Here is a 21,925-nt window from a genome sequence, read left to right as displayed (position 1 = left end):
GCAGACATCGTGGCCGAGCGTATCGAGAGTCACCACTTGACCGGAGTCCTGGGCGCTCGCGACCCGCTCGGAGCGATGCCGTAGCGCTGCAGCGCCTGCTGCATGATGTCCTTGAACACCGGCCCTGCAGTTCCGCTGCCCGAGCCCCCGCCACGCGGGTTGTCGAGCACGACGTACGTGAGGAAGCGCGGGCGCTCGGCCGGCGCGAAGCCGATGTACGACACGGTGTTCTGCCCGCGGACGTAGCGTCCCGTGTCGGGGTCGACCCTCCAGGCGGTGCCGGTCTTGCCCGCCACGCGGTAGCCCGGGACCACGGTGTCCGGGGCCGACCCGTCGGGGCCGGTCACCGCCTCCATCATGGTCGTGACCATCTTCGCGGCCTTCGGCGAGACGACCTCGCGGCTCTCGGGCGGCTCCTGGTCCACCGTCGTACCGTCGGCGCGGCGCACCTCGGTCACCAGCGTCGGCGCGGTGTAGCGGCCCCCGTTGGCGATGGCGGCGACGGCGGCGACCTCCTGCAGCGCGGTCACCGAGATGCCCTGGCCGAACGAGATCGTCGCGTGCTGCGCCGACGACCACCGCTCGGGCTCGGCGAGGATCCCTCGCGACTCCGACGGCAGCCCGACGCCGGTGGTCCGTCCGAAGCCGAACTTCGTCAGGTAGTCGTGCAGGGTGGCGTCGTCCATCTGCTGCGCGAGCGCGATCGTGCCGAGGTTCGACGACTTCGCGATGACCCCCGTCGCGGTCAGCTTGAGCCGCCCGTGGTCCCACCAGTCGCTGATGGTGAAGCCGTCGAGCCGCAGCTCGCGCGGCACCCTGACCTTGGTCTGCGGCGTCACGAGCCCCGCGTCGGCCAGTGCCGCCATCGTGACGACCTTCTGGACCGAGCCCGGCTCGTAGACGTTCTGGACGGCGCGGTTGTTCATCGACGCCGGAGTGACCGTCGAGCGGTCCTCGGCGTCGAAGGTCGGCAGCTGCGAGAGCTGGAGGACCTGCATCGACTCGAGGTCGACGGTCACCGCGATCCCCCAGTCGGAGCCGCTCTGGCGCACGGCCTCGGCCAACCGCTTGTCGGCGTACCACTGCAGGTCGCGGTCGAGCGTCGTCACCACGTCGGAGCCCGGCACCGGCTCACGCGTCGTCTGCCGCGCGAGGGGGATGCGCACACCCTTGGGCGACGTCTCGTACGTGGCCTTCCCGTCGACGCCGGTGAGCTCCTCGTCGTACTGCTTCTCCAGGCCGCTGGTGCCCTCGCCGGTCTCCCCCGAGACGAGCCCCACGAGCGTCGCGGCGAGGGTGCCGCCGGGGTACGTCCGCACCGCGTCGCGCTCGGTGGTGACGCCGTTGACGACACCCAGCTCGGTGAGCTTGGCCATCGCGGCGTTCGCCTGGTGAGCCGGGATCTTGCGCGCGACGTAGACGAACTGCGTGCCTTCGCGGCGCAGCTTCTCCAGCGCGTCGAAGTAGTCGAGATCGAGCTCCGCGGCGAGCACACGGGCGATCTCGGGTGCCTTCTCCGAGGTGAAGCGCGGGTTCGCGATGATCGCCGACGCGTCGAGCGAGGTCGCGAGCGGCTGGCCGTCCCGGTCGACGATCTCGCCCCGGTCGGCATGCAGCACGGCCGGCTGCATCGTCTCCTCGAGCGCCTTCGCCGCGTACGCGTTCGCGTCCACGCCCTGGATCTGGACGAGCCGTCCAGCGAAGACCACGAGGAGGGTCGCGACCACGACGAAGCAGAACCGCGCGCGGTTCCGCACCGCCGGGCTCACCCGCGGTCTCCCACCGAGGCGGGTGAGGGTCCTCCGACTCCGGACGCGGCGCGGCCGTCGCGCGACGCGGGCACCGGGTCGCCGACCACCGTGCCGTCCGGTAGGCGGAGGAATACAGGGTTGGTGTTGGGCACCATGCCCAGACCGGACGCCTGCTCGGCCAGCGCCGCCGGCGTCGAGCGCCGCTCGACCTCCAGTGCCAGTTGTGCGTGCTCGCTCTGCAGCGTCTCGGCCTTCTTCTCCAGCTTTGCGAGCTCGAACGCGCCGTTCTGCATCGACGTGTTGAGCAGCAGGAGGCCGATGAGGCCTCCGGCGAGCAGTGTGACGACCAGGAGCACGAACGGAGCGCGAGGGCTGCCCGTACGGGGTGCCGGGACGACCCGCAGGTCGCGGCGCGGCTGCTGCGCCGGGCGTACGGGCGCGCGGCGGGGCGCGTTCTGCGCGAGGCTCATACCGCCTCCCTCACTCGCTCGACCGCACGCAGCCGTACCGGCTTCGCGCGGGGGTTCTCGGCGATCTCTGCCTCCGATGCCGTCTCGGCGCCCCTGGTCAGCGACCTGAACCGCGGCTGCCGCTCCTCGGGCACGACCGGCAGCCCCGGCGGGACGTCCAGGGTCGTCACGGCGGCAAATGCCTTCTTGACGATGCGGTCCTCGAGCGACTGGTACGCCATGGCGACGACGCGGCCGCCGACGTGGACGGAGTCGAGCGCCTCGGGCACGGCACGGCGCAGGACGCCGAGCTCGTCGTTCACCTCGATGCGCAGCGCCTGGAAGGTCCGCTTGGCGGGGTTGCCGCCGGTCCGCATGGCGGCCGCGGGCAGTGCCTCGCGGACCAGCGCGACGAGCTCGTCGCTCGTGCGCAGCGGCGCGGTCTCACGGCGACGCACGATCGCGTCGGCGATGCGTGCGGCGTGCTTCTCCTCGCCGTACGCGCGCAGGATGCGGATCAGCTCGGCCTTGTCGTACGTCGCGAGGATCTCGGCGGCGGTGATCCCCTCGCGTCCCATCCGCATGTCGAGCGGCGCGGGGCGTGCGTAGGAGAATCCGCGCTCGTCGACGTCGAGCTGCATCGATGACACCCCGAGGTCGAAGAGCACGGCGTCGACCGTCGTACGGCCGGCTGAGGCGATGGCCTCGGCGATCTCGTCGTACACGCCCTCGAAGAACGTCACCCGGCCCTCGAACGGCGCGAGCCGCTCGCGTGAGAGCCGCAGCGCCTCCGGGTCACGGTCGATGCCGATGACGTGCACGTCCGTGAAGCGCGTCAGGACCGCCTCGGTGTGCCCGCCCAGCCCGAGCGTCGCGTCGACCAGGACCGCGTCGCTGCGGGACAGGGCGGGCTCGAGGAGCTCGACCGTCCGCTCCAAGAGCACAGGCACGTGCTGTGCCTCATCCATTCGTCCCGGCCCCCCTAGGACGTCCGACCACCATCTCGACCCCTCGTTCCGTGTGGTTCAGCGTGTGTCGCGCCTCGGGGCCGCTACCCGTGCGTCCCGATCGCCTGTGGTTCGTCCGACCAGGTCCCTGGCCGCTTGCCCTGGGAAGTCACCTCTGGCACCGGGGAAGTGGTGCCAGGTGGTGGAGCAAGCGGCCCAGAGGCCTCGTCGTACGACCCCGCTCAGAGCAGACCCTCGATCACCTCTTCCGACAGCGAGGAGAAGCTCTCCTCCTGCGCGTCGGAGTACTCCGACCAACGCGCCGCGTCCCAGATCTCGACCCGCTCCATCGCGCCGACCACGACGCAGTCGCGACCCAGACGGGCGTACTCGCGCAGCGGAGGCGGGACGGTGATGCGGCCCTGCTTGTCGGGCACCTCGTCCGAGGCTCCCGAGAAGAGCACACGGATGAAGTCGCGGGTCGCCTTGTTGGTGAACGGTGTCTTGCTGATCCGGTCGCTGAACTCCTCGAAGCTCGCCTGAGGCCAGACGTAGATGCAGCGGTCCTGCCCCTTCGTCAGCACGAGGCCCTCCGTGAGTCGGTCGCGGAACTTGGCGGGGAGGAACAAGCGGCCCTTCTCGTCGAGGCGAGGGGTGTACGTGCCGAAGAACATCGCACCGTAACCCCCCGTCTCGCCGCAGCCGGCGCGAGTCCGGCGACTGCTTGCTCCACTTTGCGCCACTGTACTCCACAACACACCACCGGCAACCGTTCTTGCACCCTGGCGCGCCCCGCCGCTCCCTGACACCGGGCAGACCATGGGTCGCCACCACCGATGCCCGTGATCGCAGCATTCCCCTCGCCCGGACCGCCGAGATGGTGAAGAGTGGAGCGTGGGTGGGGAGGACCGCGATCCCTCGCCGTCAGCGGGGCCCGTGGCATTGATCGCGCGGGTAGTCTCGGCATCCTGGGGGGGTCGCCGGGACAGCCGTCGCCCGCTCCGATGCGTGGATCCGAGGAGGACCGCAGTGACGACGACACCTCGGCGAGAGCCGCCAGCTCCGCCCGGCCCCGACCAGACCGACGAGCTCGTCGCCGCCGCAGGACGGCTGGCGGCCAACATCGAGACCGTCATCGTCGGCAAGTCCGAGGTGGTCCGCACCGCCGTCGTCGTGCTCCTCGCAGGCGGGCACCTCCTCCTCGAGGACGTCCCCGGGGTCGGCAAGACGATGCTGAGCAAGGCGCTCGCCCGCTCGATCGACGGATCGATGCGCCGCATCCAGTTCACGCCCGACCTGCTCCCGAGCGATGTCACCGGCACCTCGGTGTGGGACCCGGAGTCGCGCACGTTCGAGTTCCGACCGGGTGCCGTCTTCGGCAACGTCGTCGTCGGAGACGAGATCAACCGCGCGTCGCCCAAGACGCAGTCCGCGCTGCTGGAGTGCATGGAAGAACGCCAGGTCACCGTCGACAGCACCTCGTACCCGCTCGAGGACCCGTTCATGGTGGTCGCCACCCAGAACCCCCTGGAGATGGAGGGCACCTACCCGCTCCCCGAGGCGCAGCGCGACCGCTTCATGGCGCGCGTCTCGATGGGCTACCCCTCGGCGGAGGCCGAGGCCGCGATGCTGCGCGAGCACGGCGGTGCCGACCCGCTGTCCGACCTCGCGCCGGTCACCGACGTCAAGCAGGTCGCCGATCTCGTCGCCACCGTCCGTACGGTGCACGTCGCACCCGCGATCGAGCAGTACGCGGTCGCGCTGACCCACGCCACCCGCTCCACCTCACGACTGCGCCTCGGCGCTTCACCGCGCGCCACGCTCCACCTCGTGCGCGCCGCACGGGCACGGGCTGCCCTCGACCGGCGCCCGTACGTGCTCCCCGACGACGTCGCGGCATTGGCCGAGCCCGTGCTCGCCCACCGTCTGCTCCTCTCCCCCGACGCCGTCGTCGCGGGATGGCAGGCGTCGGACGTCGTCCGCGAGGTCCTCGCCGAGGTCCGCGTTCCCGAGCCCGGTCGGTGACATGCGCGCGACGCTCTCGGCGCTGACGTCCCGCGGCCGGGCGTTCGTCGCCGCGGGACTGACGGTCCTCGTCGGCGGCCTCCTCCTCGGGCTCGACGTCCTTGTCCGGATCGGGGTGCTCGCGCTCGCGCTGCCGCTCGTCGCCGTGCTCGTCGTCGCCCGCAGCCGCAGCACCGTCAGCGCCTTCCGAGAGGTCACGCCTCCCCGCGTCCCTGCCGGCACCGACGTGGAGGTCGCGCTCCAGGTCGACGGCGGTGGGCACGGCGCCTCGGGGACCCTGCTCCTCGAGGACCAGCTCCCCGACGCTCTCGGCGGTCGGCGCCGCTTCAGCGTCGTGAGCCGCGGCAGCCAGTGGCACTGCCTCGTCCGGTACGGCGTCACACCCCGGCGACGCGGCTTCCATGCGATCGGCCCGCTCACCGTACGTGTCGGCGACCCGTTCGGGTTCTTGTCGGTGGGCCGCACCTTCCACGCGACGACGCCGCTGGTCGTGACGCCGACGGTTCACCCGCTCGGCCGCATGTGGGCCGGTGGCGTCGGCGCCGAGCGCGGCGATCACCGTGTGCGCCTCGGCGCCATCGGCCGGCCGGACGACGCTTCTGTTCGCGAGTACCGCACGGGGGACGACCTGCGCCGGATCCACTGGCGGACCACCGCCCGTACGGGTGAGCTGATGGTCCGGCGCGAGGAGGAGGGGCGGCACGCCGACGTCACCGTCTTCCTCGACACCCGCCGCGACGTCCACCGACCGGGCAAGGACGGCACGTTCGAGTGGGCGGTCTCTGCCGCCGCCTCGGTCGCCGCCCACTTCTCCGGCAACGGCTGGGACGTCCGGCTCGCGACCGACACGACAGACTCCCACGACTCGGCCCCCGACGAGCTCGGCCTGATCCTCGACGAGCTCGCGGCCGTACGGACCTCCACCCGCCGCACCACCGCGCTCGTGCCCGCCGACGTCCTGGCCTCGCGAGGGACGGTCGTCGCAATCGTCACCGGTGCCGACCCCGAGGCGCTCGACCACCTCGACCGGTGCTCGACCGCGGCCGGACGCCGCCTCGCGCTGGTCCTCGACGCCGACGGCTGGCTGTCGCGCGCAGGCGTCGGCACCGGTGCGTCGGCCGACCTCGCCACGACCGCCCGTTCGCGCGGGTGGGACGCCGTCGCCGTCGGTGGCGGACAGAGTGTCGGCGACGCGTGGCGCGCGCTCGCCGTGATCGCGGCCAAGGACTCCGTCCGATGAGCGCCGCACGTGCCGCGCACGCGGCCTGGACGGGTCTGTGGGTGTGGCTGCTCGCCGTCGCCGTCGGTGCCGGATTCGCTCCCCTGGTCGTGGACGGGTCCTTCCTCGCCGAGGGCGCGCTCGGTGCCGCCGCCGTCGTCCTCACCGGGGTCCTGCTGCGCGCCGTCGCCACTCCCCGCGCCCTCGTCGTCACCGGCCAGGCCGCGGTCGCCGTGGGCTGGCTCACCGCCGCGTACGGCGCGGGCACCGGCATCGCCGGCCTCGTCCCGACCGGTCGGACCGTCGAGCAGGCCCGGGCGATCGGCGAGGCGACCTACACGCACGCCCAGCGGTACGCCGCGCCCGTCCCCGACGCGCCGGCGCTCGACGCCACTCTCGCCACGCTGATCATCGTCGTCGCACTGGTGATCGACGTGATGGCCTCGGAGCTGCGCTGGACCCCCGCGCTCGGACTCGTGCTGCTCGCCGTCCTCATGATCCCGGCGACGCTGCTCGGCGGCGAGGTGCAGCCCTGGGCGTTCGTCCTCGGAGCGACGGCGTACGCGGCCCTGCTCGCCGTGACGCGGCGCGACGACACCACGTACTGGGGGCCACGGATGGTCGGGACCACCGACGCCACGACAAGCACGCTTGCCCCCACCGCGCTCGCCCGAGTGGGGGCCTCGCTGCCCGCGGCGGGCATCACCGTCGCGGCCGTCGCGATCGCGATGCTCGTCCCGGCGCTGACGCCCGCAGCGTCCCAGAACCTGTTCGGTGGGGGCAGCAGCGGCTCCGGCGGCAACGGAACGGGCCTGGACAACCCCGTTCTCGACATGCGGCGCAACCTGCGCGGACAGAGCCATGAGGTGCTGCTCACGATGCAGGAGCTCGAAGGCTCTCCGCGGCCCCGCTACGTCCGGCTGGCCTCGCTCCAGTCGGTCGGCGCGCGCGGATGGACCCTCGGCGACCGGGTCGGCGCCGGTCAGGAGCTCGACGACGACCTTCCCGCCATCCCTGGCCTCAATGTCGGCGTGGGCCGGCGAGACGCCCGCTACTCCGTCGCGGTCTCGCCCGGGTTCGAGACCCGCTGGCTCCCTCTCGTCTACGCACCGAGCGCGATCACGCTCTCCGATCCCGAGGGCGTCGAGATCAACCGGAGCATGCTGGACGTCAGCCGCATCGCGCGGCTGGGGAGCTTCGCCGGCGAGACCTATGCGTTCGACGCGGTGCTCGCCCGACCCACTGAGAGCGACATGCGGACCGCACCGGCGTCGACCCTGACGATGTCCTCGTTCGTGGACCTCCCGAGCGGGACACCCGAGGTCGTCGCCGAGCGTGCGGAGGAGGTCACCGAGGGTGCCGACAACGCGTTCGACCGCGCAGTCGCCCTCCAGCGGTGGTTCCGCGAGGACGGTGGCTTCGAGTACTCCCTCGACCAGCGGGCCGGGTCCGGGATGGGGACGATCGAGGACTTCCTCACCGACGACCGGGTCGGCTACTGCGAGCAATTCTCGACCGCGATGGCGATGATGGCCCGCTCGCTCGGGATCCCCGCCCGCGTCTCGATCGGTTTCCTCTCCGGCGAGCCCGGCCGCGCCGCCGGCTCGTGGGTGTTCCGCGGGACCGACATGCACGCCTGGCCAGAGCTGTACTTCGCGGGGATCGGATGGGTGGCCTTCGAGCCCACTCCAGGCGGCAGCGGCTATGCGGCGCCGTCGTTCGCGGAGGGTGACCAGTCGGCCCCCACGGAGCCCGAGTCGTCGCTCGCACCGACCACGGCGCCGACGAACGCCCCCAACGCTTCGCAGGGTCGTGAAACCGGACCGGCATCCCAGGACGGTGCGGGCGACGCCTCGTCACGGATGGTGCTGCTCGTCGTCGTCGGCGTGGTGCTCCTGCTCCTTCTCGCCGCGCCTGCCGTCGTCCGCACCACCCGGCGTCACCGTCGCCTCCACGCAGGCGGCGGCGAGACGACGGTCGAGGACGCATGGGCGGAGGTCCGCGACACGGCGACCGATCTCGGCCTCGGCTGGACCGACGGCGCCTCACCACGCGCGACGGTTGCTCCGCTGCGCGCGCGGCTGCGCGACGACCCCGACATCCGTGGCGCGCTCGACACGCTGGTCGATGCCGTGGAGCGCAGCCGCTATGCCCCTGCGTACGAGCCCGTCGACCTCGCCGACGTGGTCAGCCGGCTGCGGACGGCAATGGCCGACACCACGTCACGAGGCCAGCACCTGCTCGCGGCCGTGCTCCCGAGATCGGTGCTCGCCGTCCGCGACCAGCGCGGGACGGCACGCGAGGCGGACGAGGTGCTGTCGTTGAGGGAGTGAGCTTGAGAAAGTGAGCTTGAGGGAGTGAGATGCGGGCGGTCAGGCGCCGGAGTCGCGGCGACGCTTCCAGCGCTCCTCCATGCGGTGCATGAAGGACTCCGAAGCGGGAGCACGGCTGGCTCCGTGACCCGGATGTGCCGGCGGCGCCTGGCGCGGGTCCGAGGGCGAGTCGACGTCTCGCGACTTCCAAGCAGTGAGGAAGAAGTAGGCGCCCGCGACCATCAGGACGAATCCGAGGACGCCCAGTGGCGTCGAAGCGGCGATCACGCCGGTCATGAGCAGACCGACACCGGCCACGAAGCCGATCGCCGCGAGAACGACGATCCGGCGTGCACGTGCCCGGAGCTTCGAGCCGCGCAAGGTCGACGCGAGCCTCGGGTCCTCCGCAGCGAGGGCATGCTCCAACTGCTCGAGCAACCTCTGCTCTTCCTCTGAGAGCGGCACTTCGGGCCTCCCTGACACTCGACCGGCCGTTGCCAGCACCTTCAGCGCCCAGTCTAGGCAGGCGCCCACGGCAACGCCACAGCACGGGCTATTGTTTGTCCGCACGGGGGCGTCGGTTCCCCCTCCCTGCCCTCGGAAGGACGTCGATGCTCCGCCTCACCGCGCTCGTCAGCTCTGCCACTCTCGTGCTGTCCAGCGCCCTTGTCGCGGTCGCCTCGGCCGCCCCGGCGACCGCGGCGCCCGCTGCCGCCTCGACTGCTGCGCCCACGGGCGTGCCCGCGTCGCTCGCCCGCGCGAAGGCGTCGAAGAAGGACCGGTTCTACCGCGCCACGACGCGTCCGGGCGATCGTGACCGTTCGGTGACCTCGATCAAGCACGTGCGCGAGCTCCAGTACCGCCTGCGTTGGGCCGGCGTCTACGGCGGCGCGGTCAACGGGACCTACACGGCACGCACCGAGAAGGCCGTCAAGAAGTTCCAGAAGCGGGTCGGGCTCAAGCGCACCGGCGTGGCCAACACCGCGACGTGGAAGCGACTCATCCAGAAGACGGTCCGCGGCAAGTCCAGCATCCCGAAGCGCTGCAAGTCGTCCGGCTGGCACGCCTGCTACGACCGCAATCGGCACCAGGTGGTCCTCTACAAGAACGGCACCCTCTGGAACTCCTGGCTCGTCCGCGGCGGCGCGTCGTCGTCCAAGACGCGCACCGGCTCGTTCTCGGTCTTCTTCCGCAGCAAGAGCCACGTCAGCTCGATCTACGAGGCCAAGATGCCGTACGCCCAGTTCTTCTCCGGGGGCCAGGCCTTCCACGCGTCGTACCTGATGATGGATCCGTTCGTGGGGCACAGTCACGGCTGCGTCAACATGTACATCCCCGACGCCAAGCAGCTGTGGGCACTGACGGCCAACAAAAAGCTCAAGGTCACGGTCTACGGCGCCTGGGGCTGATCCCCGCCCGGCGCGGCGCGCTCACGCCCGGGCGATGACGTGCAGGGCGCCGGCGAGCTCTCGCAACCGGTGATCGGCGGCGGCGGCTTCTTCGAGCGACAGCAGTGCCTGACGGTCGGCCTCCGACTCGACGAGCGCCCTCGGGACGAGGTCGGCGAGCACGCGCACGCCGTCGGCGCTCTCGACGAGGAGCCCCTCGGACTCGATGAGCGCGACGAGCTCGACCAAGACGTAGCGGCGGGGCCCGTCGACCGTGCGGTCCCAGCCCTCGGCGTCGAGCGCAAGGAGCCGTCGGGCCCGTACGAGGTCGCCCGCCAGCGCTCGCGCCAGCACGGACCGGAGCCGGCCCGCGGCCAGGATGCTGGCGTGCCCGCCCGGCCGCAGCGCCCGCGCCACCGCGGCGAGCAACGCTGCCGGGTCGTCGACGACCTCGAGGATCCCGTGGCAGAGCACGAGGTCGACCTCGCCGTCCGCGACGTGCGCGCCGAGCTCGGACACGTCCGCCTGCACCTTGTCGATCCGAGCGGCGACGCCGGCAGCCGACGCGCGCTGGTCGAGCATCGCGAGGGCGTCGGCGCTGCGATCGACGACCAGCACGTCGTGGCCGCGCCTAGCCAGGTCTACGGCGCGCCCGCCGGTCCCACCACCGAGGTCGACGACCCGCAGAGGGCGTCCGGCGGTCTCCGCGATCGCGGCGAGCGTCGCGGCCACGACGTCGCTGGGACGTTCCGTGCGGGGCAACGATGACGGTTCACTCACCCGTCCACTGTCTCAACCCACACTGAGGGCGCGCCACCGCGACCTGCCGACGCAGTACGGTCTCCCGTGTGAACGTCATGCATCCTCGGATCCAACAGGTCGTCGACGCGCTCGCCGCGCACGGAGTCGTCGATGAGGTCGTCCGCGTGCTCCCGGACTCCGCCCGTACGGCGCGTGAGGCGGCCCACGCACTCGGGGTCGAGGTCGGCGCGATCGCCAACAGTCTCGTCTTCGCCTCGGGCGGCGAGCCGGTGCTCATCCTCACGAGCGGGTCGCACCAGGTCGATACTGCCGTGGTCGCCGCCGCACACGGCATGGAGCCGCTGGAGCGGGCCGACCCCGCGTTCGTCCGCGCCTCGACCGGCCAGGTCATCGGCGGCGTCGCGCCGGTCGGGCACCCCCGTCCGATCCGGACCTTCGTGGACGTGGCGCTTCGCGACTACGACGTCGTGTGGGCGGCGGCGGGTCACCCGCACGCGGTGTTCGCGACCTCGTACGAGCAGCTGGTAGCGATCACCGGAGGGACGCCGACCGAGGTCAGCTGACCCGCCCAGACGAAAGGAGGAGGCGCCGGACGGGAGATCCGCTGGCGCCTCCGATGCCTCCCGCCCGGCCCGACCCCCGACGCGAGCCGGACGAGTGACATCGCAACCAGTGTGCAGCGGCCGGGCACCGACGCGCTATGGGCGTTCATACTCATTCCCTCCTGAGCACCCCGGGCCGTCCGAGCGCCCGCAGGCGGCGTTCGTCACCGCCGGACGTGTCGGTAGCCTGTCCGGGTGGCTGACGTGGTCGTGGTCGGAGGTGGGTTCGCCGGCATCGCAGCGGCCGTACGCATCGCCAAGCTCCGGCACCGCGTGACCCTCCTGGAGGAGTCCGAACGGCTCGGTGGCCAGCTCGTCCCGTACGAAAGCGCCGGCTGGTCGTTCGACCACGGATGGTCGGAGGTCACGCTCCCGGCGACGGTGCGCGACCTCTTCAAAAAGTCGGGCCGCCCGGTGGACCGTGTGCTCGACCTGGTCGCCCTGCCGGTCGCGCGCCGCCACGTGCTGGCCCGCGACATGGTCCTCGACCTCCCTACCGGGAGCCGCGGCGCCCAGACCGACACGATCGACGCGGTCCTCGGCAGCGGAGCCGGCGAGCGATGGACCAGATGGCTCGACGCCTTCGACGAGGTCTGGGAGGTGCTGCGACGGCACGCCCTCGAGCAACGGCTGGTCGGGCGTACGTCCTTCACCCGTGACCAGTGGCGCACGCTGAGCCCTCGCACCGGGCTGGAGCGCGCCGCTCGGCGCGCACTGCGTGATCCGTCGTTGCGCGCGATGGTGCTCGACCGCCACCGCCTCAACGGCCAGCAGCCCCGCGCGCTCCCTGCGTTCCTCGGCGTGTACGACCTGGTGGAGCGCTCCTTCGGACGGTGGCGGATCGACGGTGGCACGACCGCGCTCCTCGCCGCGCTCGAGAGGCGGCTGGAGGAGCGGCGCGTCGACGTCCGCCTCTCCACACGCGCGCACGACGTCGTCGGCGCGAGCGCGGTGACCGGGGTCGTGACCGACGGCGGCACGATCCGCGCCGACGTCGTGGTGTGGGCGGCACCGGGGCCCCCCGGAGGCCGCCAGGAGTGCGGGGCCCTCCCGCTCGTGCCCGCGGCACGGACGTACCTCGGGCTCGGCCCGCACGCCCCACGGCTCGTGCAGCAGACCGTGGTGCACGGCGGTACGCCGGTGCGCATCCTGCCGAGCGCGACCCATGCCGGCGACGGTCAGGCCTGGACGGTCGAGCACGTCGGCGCCGAGGATCCCCTCGTCAGCATGCGACGGCTCGGGATTGACGTCGAGGACCACGTCGTGCACCGCGAGGACGTCAGCGCGGTCGACCTTGTCCGCGGGGGTGCGCGATTCGGGTGGCAGTGGTCGGGCTGGCCTACGGCGTTCGCGGTGCCCGGAGTCGGCCCGCTGCGTCCGGGCTACCTGCGCGTCGGAGTCAACGCGCACCCGGGACCATCCACGGAGCTGGTCGCCCTCGGTGCAGCGGCCGCCGCCGAGACGCTCCGCCCGTGAGTTCGGCCGGTGTGGTCAGCGACGCGGCGTGGAGTCGCGCTCGGCGTGGCTCCACTCCTGGCGCAGCCCCGTGACGAGCGAGCCGAGGTAGCGCGGCCGCTCGATGCCGTCGTCCTCCACCTTGCACGCGGCGACCGCGAACGCGAGCACGACGAGCCCGCTCAACCACCACGCGACGACGAGCAGGTCGCCGCGGACGCCGACCTGCAGATAGCCGAGGGCACAGCCGACGAACACGGCGGCCCCGATCAGTCCGCCGAGCACCAGCATCCCCCGTTTGCGGTGCTGCTCCCGAGTCACGCTTTCAGGATCGCACCGGGAGGAGTCTCCCGCCGGACGTTGCACTCCCCGGCGGGTCGCGGCTCACACGACGGCGGCGTGAGCGAGGTTCTGGTAGATCTGCCGCGTCGCGCGGGAGCGGTTGAGGGTGTAGAAGTGCAGCCCCGGCGCCCCCTGCTCGAGCAGGGTGTTGCACAGCTCGGTGGCGATCAGCGTGCCCTCGGCCCGCAGGCCGTCCGGGTCGTCGACCCACGGCTCGAGGCGCGAGACCACCGATGCGGGGACGGGGTGCCCGGACAGCTCGGCCATGCGGGTGATCTGGGCGAGGTTGGTGACGGGCATGATGCCGGGCACGATCGGGATGTCGCAGCCGCGCGCCCGCACCCGCTCGACGAGCCCGAGGTAGTCGTCGGCGAGGAAGAAGAAGTCGGTGACCGCGAACTCCGCACCCGCGCGCGCCTTGGAGACGACGACCTCGGCATCGGCATCGAGGCCGGGGGCCTCGCGGTGACCCTTGGGGTAGGCGGCGGCGCCCACGCAGAACGTGCCGAGACCCGAGACCAGGGAGACGAGCTGGTCGCCGTGGTCGAGGCCGTCGGGATGGGAGGTCCACGGTGCGCCGGGACCGCCGACCGGGTCTCCGCGCAGCGCGAGGATGTTGCGCACGCCTGCCGCGGCGTACTGGCCCAGGACCGTCCGCAGGTCGTCGCGCGACTGCCCGACGCAGGTGAGGTGGCCGACGGGGCGAAGCGTCGTCTCGGTCGCGATGCGCTCGGTGATGCGGACCGTGCGGTCGCGCGTCGTGCCGCCCGCGCCGTACGTCACGGAGACGAAGGTCGGGCGCAGCGGCTCGAGCTCACGGATCGCCGTCCACAGAGTCCGCTCGCCAGCATCGCTCTTCGGGGGGAAGAACTCGAACGAGAAGCTCGCCGTGGGTGCGGCGATGTCCTCGCTGAGACGGCGTGCGGTCGGCATGCGGCCCACCTTAGCCGCGGCGCGGGCGCGCGCCCGCGCCGCGATCAGCTCGTGGGACAGCGCGGGTAGGGTGACGAGCGTGAACGACGCCGCCGCCTTCGCCGTCCGGGTCGGCGAGGAGCTCGAGGCGTTCGCCGCCCTCCAGCGCGAGCGCCTCGCCCCCCTCGGACCTCGCCTCTTCCCCTTCCTCGACGCCGCCGAGGCGTCCGCGCGCGGGGGCAAGCGCCTGCGCGCGACGTTCTGCCGAGCCGGTTGGACGGTCGCCGGCGGGAGCGGTGACGAGGCAGCGGTGGTCCGCGCGTCGGCAGCGTTGGAGTGGCTCCAGGCCAGCGCGCTGGTCCACGACGATGTGATCGACGCGTCGCTGACCCGCCGCGGCAATCCGGCCGCGCACGCCGCGTTCGCGATCGCCCACCGCGAGCAGGGCTGGCAGGGCTCCCCCGAGGCGTACGGCACCGGCGCGGCGATCCTGCTCGGCGACCTGCTCCTGTCGTGGTCGGACGAGATGTTCCGTACGGCCGGCTTCGCGCCCGAGGTCGTCACACGCGCCACCCCGTACCTCGACGCCTGCAAGACCGAGGTCGTCGCGGGCCAGTTCCTCGACCTCGTCGGCGGCGCGATCGGGCAGAGCTCGGTGGACGAGGCGATGCGTGTCGTGCGCTACAAGGCCGCGAAGTACACCGTCGAGCGACCGCTCCACCTCGGTGCTGCCCTCGCCGGCGCACCCGCGCAGACGCTTGACGCCCTCAGCGCGTACGCGCTCCCGGTCGGGGAGGCGTTCCAGCTGCGCGACGACGTCCTCGGCGTCTTCGGCGACCCCGAGATCACCGGCAAGCCCGCGGGCGACGACCTGCGCGAGGGCAAGCAGACGGTGCTCGTCGCCCACGCCTACGAGCGCGCGACGCTCGAGCAGCGCGCCACGCTCGATCTCGGGATCGGCGATCCCGACCTCTCCCCCGCCGCCGTCGACGGGCTGCGTGACGTCATCCGCGACACCGGTGCGCTGCGGCGGCTCGAGGACGACATCGCGGCACTCGAGGACCAGGCCGCGGCTGCGCTCGCCCTCGCACCGCTCGCCCCGTACGCGGACGAGCTCGCCGACCTCGCGTCGCGGGCCGTGCGACGGACGGCGTGACGCGCGTCTCGTACGCCGCCTCAGAAGCCCAGGGCCTGCGCCCGCCTGCGGACCTCGCGTCCGCGCCCCTCACGCAGCGCGTCGACCGGTCGACCCGGCAGGGTGTCGTCGGCGGTGAACAGCCACTCCGCCGCTTCCTCGTCGGTGAAGCGTGCGTCGTCGAGCAGCACCAGGGTGCCGCGCAGGCCTTCGAGCGGGGCGGAGTCGGCGATCAGCAGAGCGGGGATGCGCGGGCGCGACGAGGACGCCGACCGTACGGCCAGGAGCTCCCTCTCGCGGATCCGCTGCCGTATGCGGCTCACCGTCGTCTCGAGCTCGGCGGCGGCCTCCTCCCACGTCAGCCAGTCGTCGATCAGCGCGTCGAGCCGGACAGCCGTCGTTTCGGTGCCGGAGGTGTCGTCTGCCATAGGACAAGACTCGCACGACGCCGTCGGCTCGCCTTCCACGGTCGGCTCCCCGGGCTCACCTACACTGAGGCGGGGCCGCCTGGCACGTCCACGCGCCCGCGCGAGGGCCGACCGCGACGCCCGACGTGGAGGAGGTGACCGTGACGACGACCGACGACGAGATGCTCGTGGGCCGCGTGATCGACGGCCGCTACCACCTTCGTCAGGTGCTCGCCCGCGGCGGCATGGGCACGGTCCTGCTCGCCACCGACACGCGCCTCGACCGTACGGTCGCTGTCAAGGTCATGCAGAACGCGGCCGGCGGCGACCAGGACTTCACCACCCGGCTGCAGGCCGAGGCGCGCGCCGCCGCTCGCCTCAACCACCCGAACGTGGTCGCCGTCTTCGACCAGGGTGACGACGCCGGGCTGCTCTATCTCGTGATGGAGTACGTGCCCGGCCACACCTTGCGCGACGTGATCAGCCGTGAGGCCCCGCTGCCGCCGCGGCGCGTGCTGACGCTGGTCGAGCCCCTCCTGCTCGCGCTGTCGGCGGCGCACGACGCCCGCATCATCCACCGCGACGTGAAGCCGGAGAACGTCCTCATCACCCCCAGCGGGCACGTGAAGGTCGCCGACTTCGGGCTCGCCCGCGCCATCACCGCGCGCTCCCAGGCGACGACGGGCGTGCTCATCGGCTCCGTCTCGTACCTGGCACCCGAGCTCGTCCTCAACGAGGGCGCCGACGCGCGCTGCGACGTCTATGCCGTCGGGGCGGTGATGTACGAGATGCTCACCGGCGCCAAGCCTCACACGGGCGAGACTCCGATCCAGGTCGCCTACCAGCACGTTCACGCCGACGTCCCCGCACCGTCGACGATGGTGACCGGCATCCCCCCGTACGTCGACGCCCTTGTCGCCCGCGCCACCGCGCGTGACCGCGACCAGCGCTCGGCGGACGCGCGCGTGCTGCTGCACCAGGTGCGACGGGTCCGTTCCGCGCTGGAGGCCGGGATCGTGGACGACGTCGAGCTCACCCAGGATCTGCGGCTCCACCGCATCGTGGCCGCCGGGAGCGACGACCTCCTCGAGGCCTCCACGCCGGAGGCGGCGCTCGCGACCACGGTCGCCGGTCACGACGCCTACGCCGGCTACGACGCCTCGGACACGATCGCGGCGACCCACGTGGCCGCAGGACCGCTGGTCGAGCCGTCGCCTCCGTACGACGCCGGCTACGAGGCGACGCGCACGGTCACCCGCGACTCCTCCGGCATCCCCACGGCCCCGGTCGATCCCGCGCGCACCCGTGCCGCGGCAGGACGTCAGCACCGTCGCGGGCGCCGCTTGCTGATCCTCGCGCTCGTGGTGGCGCTCGTCGCGGCAGGTCTCGGCTGGTGGTTCGGCGTCGCCCGTTACGAGTCCGCACCCGATCTGGTCGGGTTGACGCTCGCGCAGGCACGCACCGAGGGCCAGCAGGCCGGATACACGGTCGATACCGGCGACGAGGCCTACAGCGAGACCGTCGCCCGAGGCTCGATCGTCTCCACCGACCCCGGGCCGGGTGGGCGGATCCTTCCGGACGGGACGCTGACGCTGACGGTCTCGAAGGGCAAGGAGCGCTATCCCCTACCCGATCTCGAAGGCATGTCCGAGAGCGAGGCGGAGTCGGCACTGACCGACATCAAGGCCGTCATCGGGCAGGTGGACCGCAAGTACAGCGACTCGGTCGACCTGGGCGACGTGATCTCGATGTCGCTGCCGGTCGGGCGCATGATCCGGCCAGACACCGAGGTGGACCTCGTCGTGAGCAAGGGCCGACGACCCGTCGACGTCGTCGACTACACCGGCAAGTCGCTGAAGCACGCCCAGGCCAAGCTGGAGAAGGCAGGGCTCGAGGTGAAGGTGGAGCGGGTCCACGACGACGAGGTCCGCAAGGACGAGGTCATGGCCCAGGACCCCGCCGACGGCACCGCCTACAAGGGCGACACCGTCACGCTCACCGTCTCCGACGGCCCCCAGCCCATCGAGGTGCCGGGTGTCATCGGCAAGAACGTCGACGACGCGACGGCGATCCTGGAGGCCGCGGGGTTCAAGGTGAAGGTCGAGAAGGAGCGCATCCACTTCGGCAGCAACCTGGTGTCGCGTCAGTCCCCCGGCGGTGGGGACGAGGCCCCTCCGGGCTCGACGATCGTGCTGCGCATCGTCTGAGGCGAGATCGTTGCGACCGGACGATCAGCCTAGGATGGCGGCGTGTCCTCCCCCTCGACAAACCACCCTCTGACGCATGCCCGCAACCCGCTCGGAGCGCACGTTCCCGTCGGACCCGGCCTTGCCAAAGGCGCGTGGAAGGTCATGCGCGAGCTCGGCGGCGACACCCTCCAGGTCTTCACCGGCAACCCTCGAGGCTGGGCGCCGTCCTCGGGCGACTCGGCACAGGACGCAGCGTTCCGCGAGCTCTGCGAAGCCGAGGGCGTGCCCGCGTTCGTCCACGCGCCGTACCTCGTGAACCTGGGCAGCCCGAGTGCCGCCACGTACGAGAAGTCCGTCGCCAGCGTGGCGCACAACCTCGGTCGTACGACGGCGATCGGCGCTCGCGGTCTCGTCGTCCACACGGGGTCCTGCGTCGACGACGGCACGTACGAAGCAGCGCTGCGTCAGGTCCGTGAGGGGCTCCTCCCGCTGCTCGACGCGCTTCCCGACGACGGGCCCCGCCTCCTGCTGGAGCCGACGGCCGGCCAGGGGCGCTCGCTGTGCGCGAAGGTCGACGACCTCGCGCCGTACCTGGAGGCACTCGAGCACCACCCGCGTGTCGGCATCTGCCTCGACACCTGCCACGCCTTCGCCGCCGGTGAGCCGCTGGACGAGCCCGACGGTGTCGCGTCGACCCTGGAGCGCCTGGTCGATATCGCCGGTCCCGGCCGGCTCGGGCTCGTGCACGCCAACGACTCGAAGGACGTACGCGGCAGCTTCAAGGACCGCCACGAGCGCATCGGCCAGGGCCACCTCGGTAAGGAGGCGTTCGCGGCGATGCTCGCCCACCCCGTCACCGAAGGCGTGCCGTTCGTCCTGGAGACGCCCGGCGGTGCCGACGCGTGGCGCGACGACCTCGCGCTCCTGGCAGCGCTCCGCCCCCAGTGAGCGCCACCGAACCGACGACGGAGAGGTCGTACGCGTTCCTGGCGGCGGGCGCGCTGCTCATCGTCACCGCAGCGTGGGGCTCGACGTTCTTCCTCATCAAGGACCTGGTGGAGGTCGTCCCTCCGGTCGACTTCCTCGCCGTCAGGTTCGCGATCGCGGCTGCCGCGCTGTTCCTGCTGCGGCCGCGGGCCGTGCTCGCGCTCGGCGGTGGGAGCCTGCGCCGCGGTGTGGTGCTGGGCCTCGTCTACGGCGGGGCGCAGATCCTGCAGACCGTCGGCCTCGCGCACACCGCCGCGAGCGTGTCGGGGTTCGTGACCGGCATGTACGTCGTCTTCACGCCGATCCTCGCCGCGCTCGTCCTTCGACAGCGGATCGGAGCGACAGTGTGGATCGCCGTCGCGGTCGCGACCGCAGGGCTGGCGTTCCTCTCGCTCGAGGGACTCGCGATCGGGTACGGCGAGGGCATCACCCTGTTGTCCGCGGTCCTCTACGCGCTGCACATCGTCATGCTCGGCGCGTGGACGTCCGCCCGGGAGGCGTACGCGCTCGCCGTCGTGCAGATGGCGGTGATCGCGGTGCTGTGCTTCGCGATCAGCGCACCCGGCGGCATCGTGCTCCCGCAGACCGGCGGCCAGTGGGTGAGCATGGTCTACATGGCGCTTGTCGCCGGCGCGTTCGCGATGCTTGCACAGACCTGGGCGCAGGCCCACCTCCCGGCGACCCGGGCGGCGATCATCATGTCGATGGAGCCGGTGTTCGCGGCGGCCTTCGCGATCGGGTTCACCGACGAGTCGCTGACCGTGCGCACGCTCGCCGGTGGTGGGCTGGTGCTCGCCGCGATGCTGCTTGCCGAAGCCGCCCCGCGACGGCACATCGAGGCCGAGGTCCCCCACCTCTCGCAATAGCGACCCGGGGCGCGGAAAGAGTGACCCGGGAGCGAGGTGGGAGAGTCAGCGCAGGCGTTCGACCACGAACTCCATCGGCGGGTCCGCGATGACGGCCTGCGCCGCCACGACCTCCATCTCGCCCGCGCCCGTACGGCGGGTGTGGTTGAGGATCCCGTAGATCGACGAGGCGACCTTGCCGAGCGCGTCCGGCACGTCCATGCCGGACTGGAGCAGCCGCCCGAGGAACATCGAGGTCGTCGCGTCGCCCGACCCTGCGACGACGTTCATCTCCAGCTTCGGCGTCGTCACCACGTAGGCGCCCGAGTCGTCGACGGCGACCATCGAGATCGTCTCGTCGCTCGGGTCGAGCACCTCGACGGAGGTGACGAGCACGATCTGCGGCCCGCGGGCGCGCAGCGCATCGACGGCGGCCAGGAGCGCGTCGAGCGAGCCGACCTCCGCTCCGGTCAGCAGCTCGAGCTCGAACTGGTTGGGCGTCGTGATGTCGGCCGCCGGGATGATCCGGTCGCGCATGAGCTCGGCGATGCCGGGGCGGACATACACGCCGCGACCGCGGTCACCGATGACCGGATCGGCGCAGTAGACGGCCTCGGGATTGGCAGCCTTGACCTTCGCGACCGCGTCGAGGATCACCTCCGCGACCTCGGGTGACCCTTGGTAGCCCGACAGCACGGCATCGAGCTGCGGGAAGACGCCACGCTCCCCCACGCCGGTGATGACGTCGGCGACCTGCGACGCCTCGAAGACGGCGCCGCGCCACACGCCGTACCCGGTGTGGTTGGAGAAGGCGACCGTGTTGACCGGCCACGCGTCGACGCCGAGGCGTTGCAGCGGGAAGACGGCCGAGCTGTTGCCAGCATGGCCGTACGCGACGGAGGACTGGATCGAGAGGACCTGCACGACCGACAGCGTACGACGTGTCGTACGGTCGCAACGTGCGACCCGCAGACGACCACTACTTCTACCGCCCGTCCGAGGGCCACGGTCTGCCGCACGACCCGTTCAACGCGATCGTCGCTCCGCGCCCGATCGGCTGGGTCTCCACCCGCGGGACCGACGGCGTCGTGAACCTGGCGCCGTACAGCTTCTTCAACGCCTTCTCCTACGCGCCGCCGATCATCGGGTTCGCCAGCACGAGCCGCAAGGACAGCGTCGCGAACGCCGAGGCGACGGGCGAGTTCTGCTGGAACCTCGTCACCGAGGATCTGGCGGAGGCGATGAATGCGACGTCGGCGACCGTGCCGTCCGACGTCGACGAGATGGAGCTCGCCGGCCTCACCCCGGTGCCCGGCGACGTCGTGGATGTGCCGTACGTTGCGGAGTCGCCGGTCGCCTTCGAGTGCCGGACGTCGCAGGTCATCCGGCTGACCGCCGCCGACGGCACCCCAGCCGAGAGCTGGCTGACGCTCGGCGAGGTCGTCGGGGTGCACATCGCGACCGACCTGCTGGTCGAAGGGGTCTACGACACGGCGGCCGCTCGCCCGCTGCTGCGCGGGGGCGGGCCGACGGCCTACTTCGGGATCCGGCCCGAGCAACGCCTGGACATGCGGCGCCCTCGCTAAGACGGCGGGCAGCCGACGATGAGGCGCCGGTTTCATGCACCGAGCGCCAGGAATGCGTGGCGCTCGGTGCACACAAGCGGAGCCTCGTCAGCCCCGCGGCACGCGCAGGAAGCGCGTGCCGTCGAGGTCAGCGCCACCGCGCCCCTCGCTCAGCGCGGCAACGCGCAGCTTGCCGCGCAGGTCGCCGAGACACCGATGAGGAATGCTGAAGCGCACCACGTCACGACGCTGGTCGATCCGTACGCGGAACCCCTTGCAGCGCAGGTCCGACGGCTTCTCGTCCAGCTCGGTGAGCAGGCGCTTGCGTTGCTTGCCGTCCTTTGTCGCCATCGTCCACGCCCCGTACCTCTGCCCCCGACGGGTGAGGATGACGAGGCCCAGAGTGGTCTTGCCCCGTACGGCCTTCCGCAGGCTCACCACGCCGACGAGCCGCTTGTCACCGTTCACGACCTTGAGCGCCGTGATGTCGGCTCTCGCCGGTGACACCTCGTCCTCGTCGGTGAGAGTACGGGTCGCGGCCTGGGCCGGCAGCGCGGTAGCCAGGACGAGCGCTCCGGTCGACAGCAGGACGGCGAGGGCCTTGTTCATGGGAGACCTCCAGAGTCAGGGAGG

The 21,925-nt window shown here is 71.9% G+C and carries 22 protein-coding genes; 11 read left to right on the top strand and 11 right to left on the bottom strand.

What is annotated here, in order from left to right:
* Nucleotides 1-29 precede the first annotated feature (29 nt).
* From H4N58_RS07840 to mraZ, 4 genes are all read right to left on the bottom strand, one after another.
* Nucleotides 30-1,769, bottom strand: coding sequence for a penicillin-binding protein 2 (locus H4N58_RS07840; protein WP_167251890.1), 1,740 nt, complete (start codon nucleotides 1,767-1,769; stop codon nucleotides 30-32).
* On the bottom strand, nucleotides 1,766-2,221 hold the full coding sequence (locus tag H4N58_RS07835; RefSeq protein ID WP_167251891.1) for a cell division protein FtsL: 456 nt from the start codon (nucleotides 2,219-2,221) through the stop codon (nucleotides 1,766-1,768). Before H4N58_RS07835 ends, H4N58_RS07840 begins: the two co-directional genes overlap by 4 nt.
* The gene (rsmH, locus tag H4N58_RS07830; protein ID WP_167008388.1) at nucleotides 2,218-3,168 is read right to left on the bottom strand and encodes a 16S rRNA (cytosine(1402)-N(4))-methyltransferase RsmH; all 951 of its coding nucleotides are present in this window, start codon (nucleotides 3,166-3,168) and stop codon (nucleotides 2,218-2,220) included. Before rsmH ends, H4N58_RS07835 begins: the two co-directional genes overlap by 4 nt.
* A 221-nt stretch (nucleotides 3,169-3,389) precedes the next feature.
* Nucleotides 3,390-3,821, bottom strand: coding sequence for a division/cell wall cluster transcriptional repressor MraZ (mraZ, locus tag H4N58_RS07825; RefSeq protein ID WP_167008385.1), 432 nt, complete (start codon nucleotides 3,819-3,821; stop codon nucleotides 3,390-3,392).
* Nucleotides 3,822-4,176: 355 nt separating this feature from the next.
* On the opposite strand from mraZ, the gene H4N58_RS07820 reads away from it, so the two are divergent.
* From H4N58_RS07820 to H4N58_RS07810, 3 genes are read left to right on the top strand one after another with little or no spacing between them, the layout of a single operon-like run.
* Nucleotides 4,177-5,172, top strand: a complete 996-nt coding sequence (locus H4N58_RS07820) for a MoxR family ATPase (protein WP_182397157.1) — start codon at nucleotides 4,177-4,179, stop codon at nucleotides 5,170-5,172.
* Between the two features lies 1 nt (nucleotide 5,173).
* On the top strand, nucleotides 5,174-6,412 hold the full coding sequence (locus H4N58_RS07815; RefSeq protein WP_167251892.1) for a DUF58 domain-containing protein: 1,239 nt from the start codon (nucleotides 5,174-5,176) through the stop codon (nucleotides 6,410-6,412).
* Entirely contained in the window at nucleotides 6,409-8,724 is a 2,316-nt protein-coding gene (locus tag H4N58_RS07810) for a DUF3488 and transglutaminase-like domain-containing protein (RefSeq protein ID WP_167251893.1), read from the top strand. Before H4N58_RS07815 ends, H4N58_RS07810 begins: the two co-directional genes overlap by 4 nt.
* 39 nt (nucleotides 8,725-8,763) lie before the next feature.
* On the opposite strand, the gene H4N58_RS07805 is transcribed toward H4N58_RS07810, so the two are convergent.
* Nucleotides 8,764-9,168, bottom strand: a complete 405-nt coding sequence (locus H4N58_RS07805; RefSeq protein WP_167008373.1) for a DUF3040 domain-containing protein — start codon at nucleotides 9,166-9,168, stop codon at nucleotides 8,764-8,766.
* Nucleotides 9,169-9,314: 146 nt separating this feature from the next.
* On the opposite strand from H4N58_RS07805, the gene H4N58_RS07800 reads away from it, so the two are divergent.
* Nucleotides 9,315-10,112: a L,D-transpeptidase family protein gene (locus tag H4N58_RS07800; RefSeq protein WP_167251894.1), complete on the top strand. Its 798-nt coding sequence runs from the start codon at nucleotides 9,315-9,317 to the stop codon at nucleotides 10,110-10,112.
* A 21-nt stretch (nucleotides 10,113-10,133) separates the two neighbouring features.
* Here the strand turns inward: H4N58_RS07800 and H4N58_RS07795 are convergent, their stop codons facing one another.
* A complete protein-coding gene (locus H4N58_RS07795; protein WP_208322514.1) occupies nucleotides 10,134-10,871 on the bottom strand; it encodes a methyltransferase domain-containing protein in 738 nt (245 codons plus the stop codon).
* A 77-nt stretch (nucleotides 10,872-10,948) separates the two neighbouring features.
* Here H4N58_RS07795 and H4N58_RS07790 point away from each other — a divergent pair, with 77 nt between their 5' ends.
* Together H4N58_RS07790 and H4N58_RS07785 are read left to right on the top strand one after the other, a co-directional pair.
* Nucleotides 10,949-11,416 (top strand): YbaK/EbsC family protein, encoded by a 468-nt coding sequence (locus H4N58_RS07790; protein WP_167009310.1) that lies wholly within the window; start codon nucleotides 10,949-10,951, stop codon nucleotides 11,414-11,416.
* Between the two features lie 234 nt (nucleotides 11,417-11,650).
* Nucleotides 11,651-12,931: an NAD(P)/FAD-dependent oxidoreductase gene (locus H4N58_RS07785; RefSeq protein ID WP_167251895.1), complete on the top strand. Its 1,281-nt coding sequence runs from the start codon at nucleotides 11,651-11,653 to the stop codon at nucleotides 12,929-12,931.
* Between the two features lie 15 nt (nucleotides 12,932-12,946).
* Here the strand turns inward: H4N58_RS07785 and H4N58_RS07780 are convergent, their stop codons facing one another.
* Entirely contained in the window at nucleotides 12,947-13,231 is a 285-nt protein-coding gene (locus tag H4N58_RS07780) for a hypothetical protein (protein WP_167008364.1), read from the bottom strand.
* Between the two features lie 63 nt (nucleotides 13,232-13,294).
* Complete coding sequence (gene metF, locus H4N58_RS07775; RefSeq protein ID WP_167008361.1) at nucleotides 13,295-14,185, bottom strand: methylenetetrahydrofolate reductase [NAD(P)H]; 891 nt, start codon at nucleotides 14,183-14,185, stop codon at nucleotides 13,295-13,297.
* Between the two features lie 79 nt (nucleotides 14,186-14,264).
* Between metF and H4N58_RS07770 the strand changes: the two genes are divergently transcribed.
* On the top strand, nucleotides 14,265-15,320 hold the full coding sequence (locus H4N58_RS07770) for a polyprenyl synthetase family protein (protein WP_208322513.1): 1,056 nt from the start codon (nucleotides 14,265-14,267) through the stop codon (nucleotides 15,318-15,320).
* 20 nt (nucleotides 15,321-15,340) lie between these two features.
* On the opposite strand, the gene H4N58_RS07765 is transcribed toward H4N58_RS07770, so the two are convergent.
* Nucleotides 15,341-15,727: an Rv2175c family DNA-binding protein gene (locus H4N58_RS07765; RefSeq protein WP_167008356.1), complete on the bottom strand. Its 387-nt coding sequence runs from the start codon at nucleotides 15,725-15,727 to the stop codon at nucleotides 15,341-15,343.
* Between the two features lie 140 nt (nucleotides 15,728-15,867).
* Between H4N58_RS07765 and pknB the strand changes: the two genes are divergently transcribed.
* From pknB to H4N58_RS07750, 3 genes are read left to right on the top strand one after another with little or no spacing between them, the layout of a single operon-like run.
* Nucleotides 15,868-17,913 carry a Stk1 family PASTA domain-containing Ser/Thr kinase gene (gene pknB, locus H4N58_RS07760; protein ID WP_243843117.1) on the top strand — a complete coding sequence of 682 codons (2,046 nt, stop codon included), beginning with the start codon at nucleotides 15,868-15,870 and terminating at the stop codon, nucleotides 17,911-17,913.
* Nucleotides 17,914-17,955: 42 nt separating this feature from the next.
* Complete coding sequence (locus H4N58_RS07755; protein ID WP_243845174.1) at nucleotides 17,956-18,843, top strand: deoxyribonuclease IV; 888 nt, start codon at nucleotides 17,956-17,958, stop codon at nucleotides 18,841-18,843.
* The gene (locus H4N58_RS07750) at nucleotides 18,840-19,748 is read left to right on the top strand and encodes a DMT family transporter (RefSeq protein ID WP_167008353.1); all 909 of its coding nucleotides are present in this window, start codon (nucleotides 18,840-18,842) and stop codon (nucleotides 19,746-19,748) included. Before H4N58_RS07755 ends, H4N58_RS07750 begins: the two co-directional genes overlap by 4 nt.
* Nucleotides 19,749-19,793: 45 nt before the next feature.
* Here the strand turns inward: H4N58_RS07750 and pdxY are convergent, their stop codons facing one another.
* Nucleotides 19,794-20,651 carry a pyridoxal kinase PdxY gene (pdxY, locus tag H4N58_RS07745; RefSeq protein WP_167251896.1) on the bottom strand — a complete coding sequence of 286 codons (858 nt, stop codon included), beginning with the start codon at nucleotides 20,649-20,651 and terminating at the stop codon, nucleotides 19,794-19,796.
* Nucleotides 20,652-20,686: 35 nt separating this feature from the next.
* On the opposite strand from pdxY, the gene H4N58_RS07740 reads away from it, so the two are divergent.
* A complete protein-coding gene (locus tag H4N58_RS07740) occupies nucleotides 20,687-21,313 on the top strand; it encodes a flavin reductase family protein (protein WP_167251897.1) in 627 nt (208 codons plus the stop codon).
* Between the two features lie 87 nt (nucleotides 21,314-21,400).
* Here the strand turns inward: H4N58_RS07740 and H4N58_RS07735 are convergent, their stop codons facing one another.
* Nucleotides 21,401-21,901, bottom strand: a complete 501-nt coding sequence (locus tag H4N58_RS07735) for a hypothetical protein (RefSeq protein WP_167008344.1) — start codon at nucleotides 21,899-21,901, stop codon at nucleotides 21,401-21,403.
* Between the last annotated feature and the right edge of the window lie 24 nt (nucleotides 21,902-21,925).

The sequence above is a fragment of the Mumia sp. ZJ1417 genome (genome assembly GCF_014127285.1).
Classification (GTDB): domain Bacteria; phylum Actinomycetota; class Actinomycetes; order Propionibacteriales; family Nocardioidaceae; genus Mumia.
This window is presented reverse-complemented; position numbering and strand designations above follow the sequence as displayed.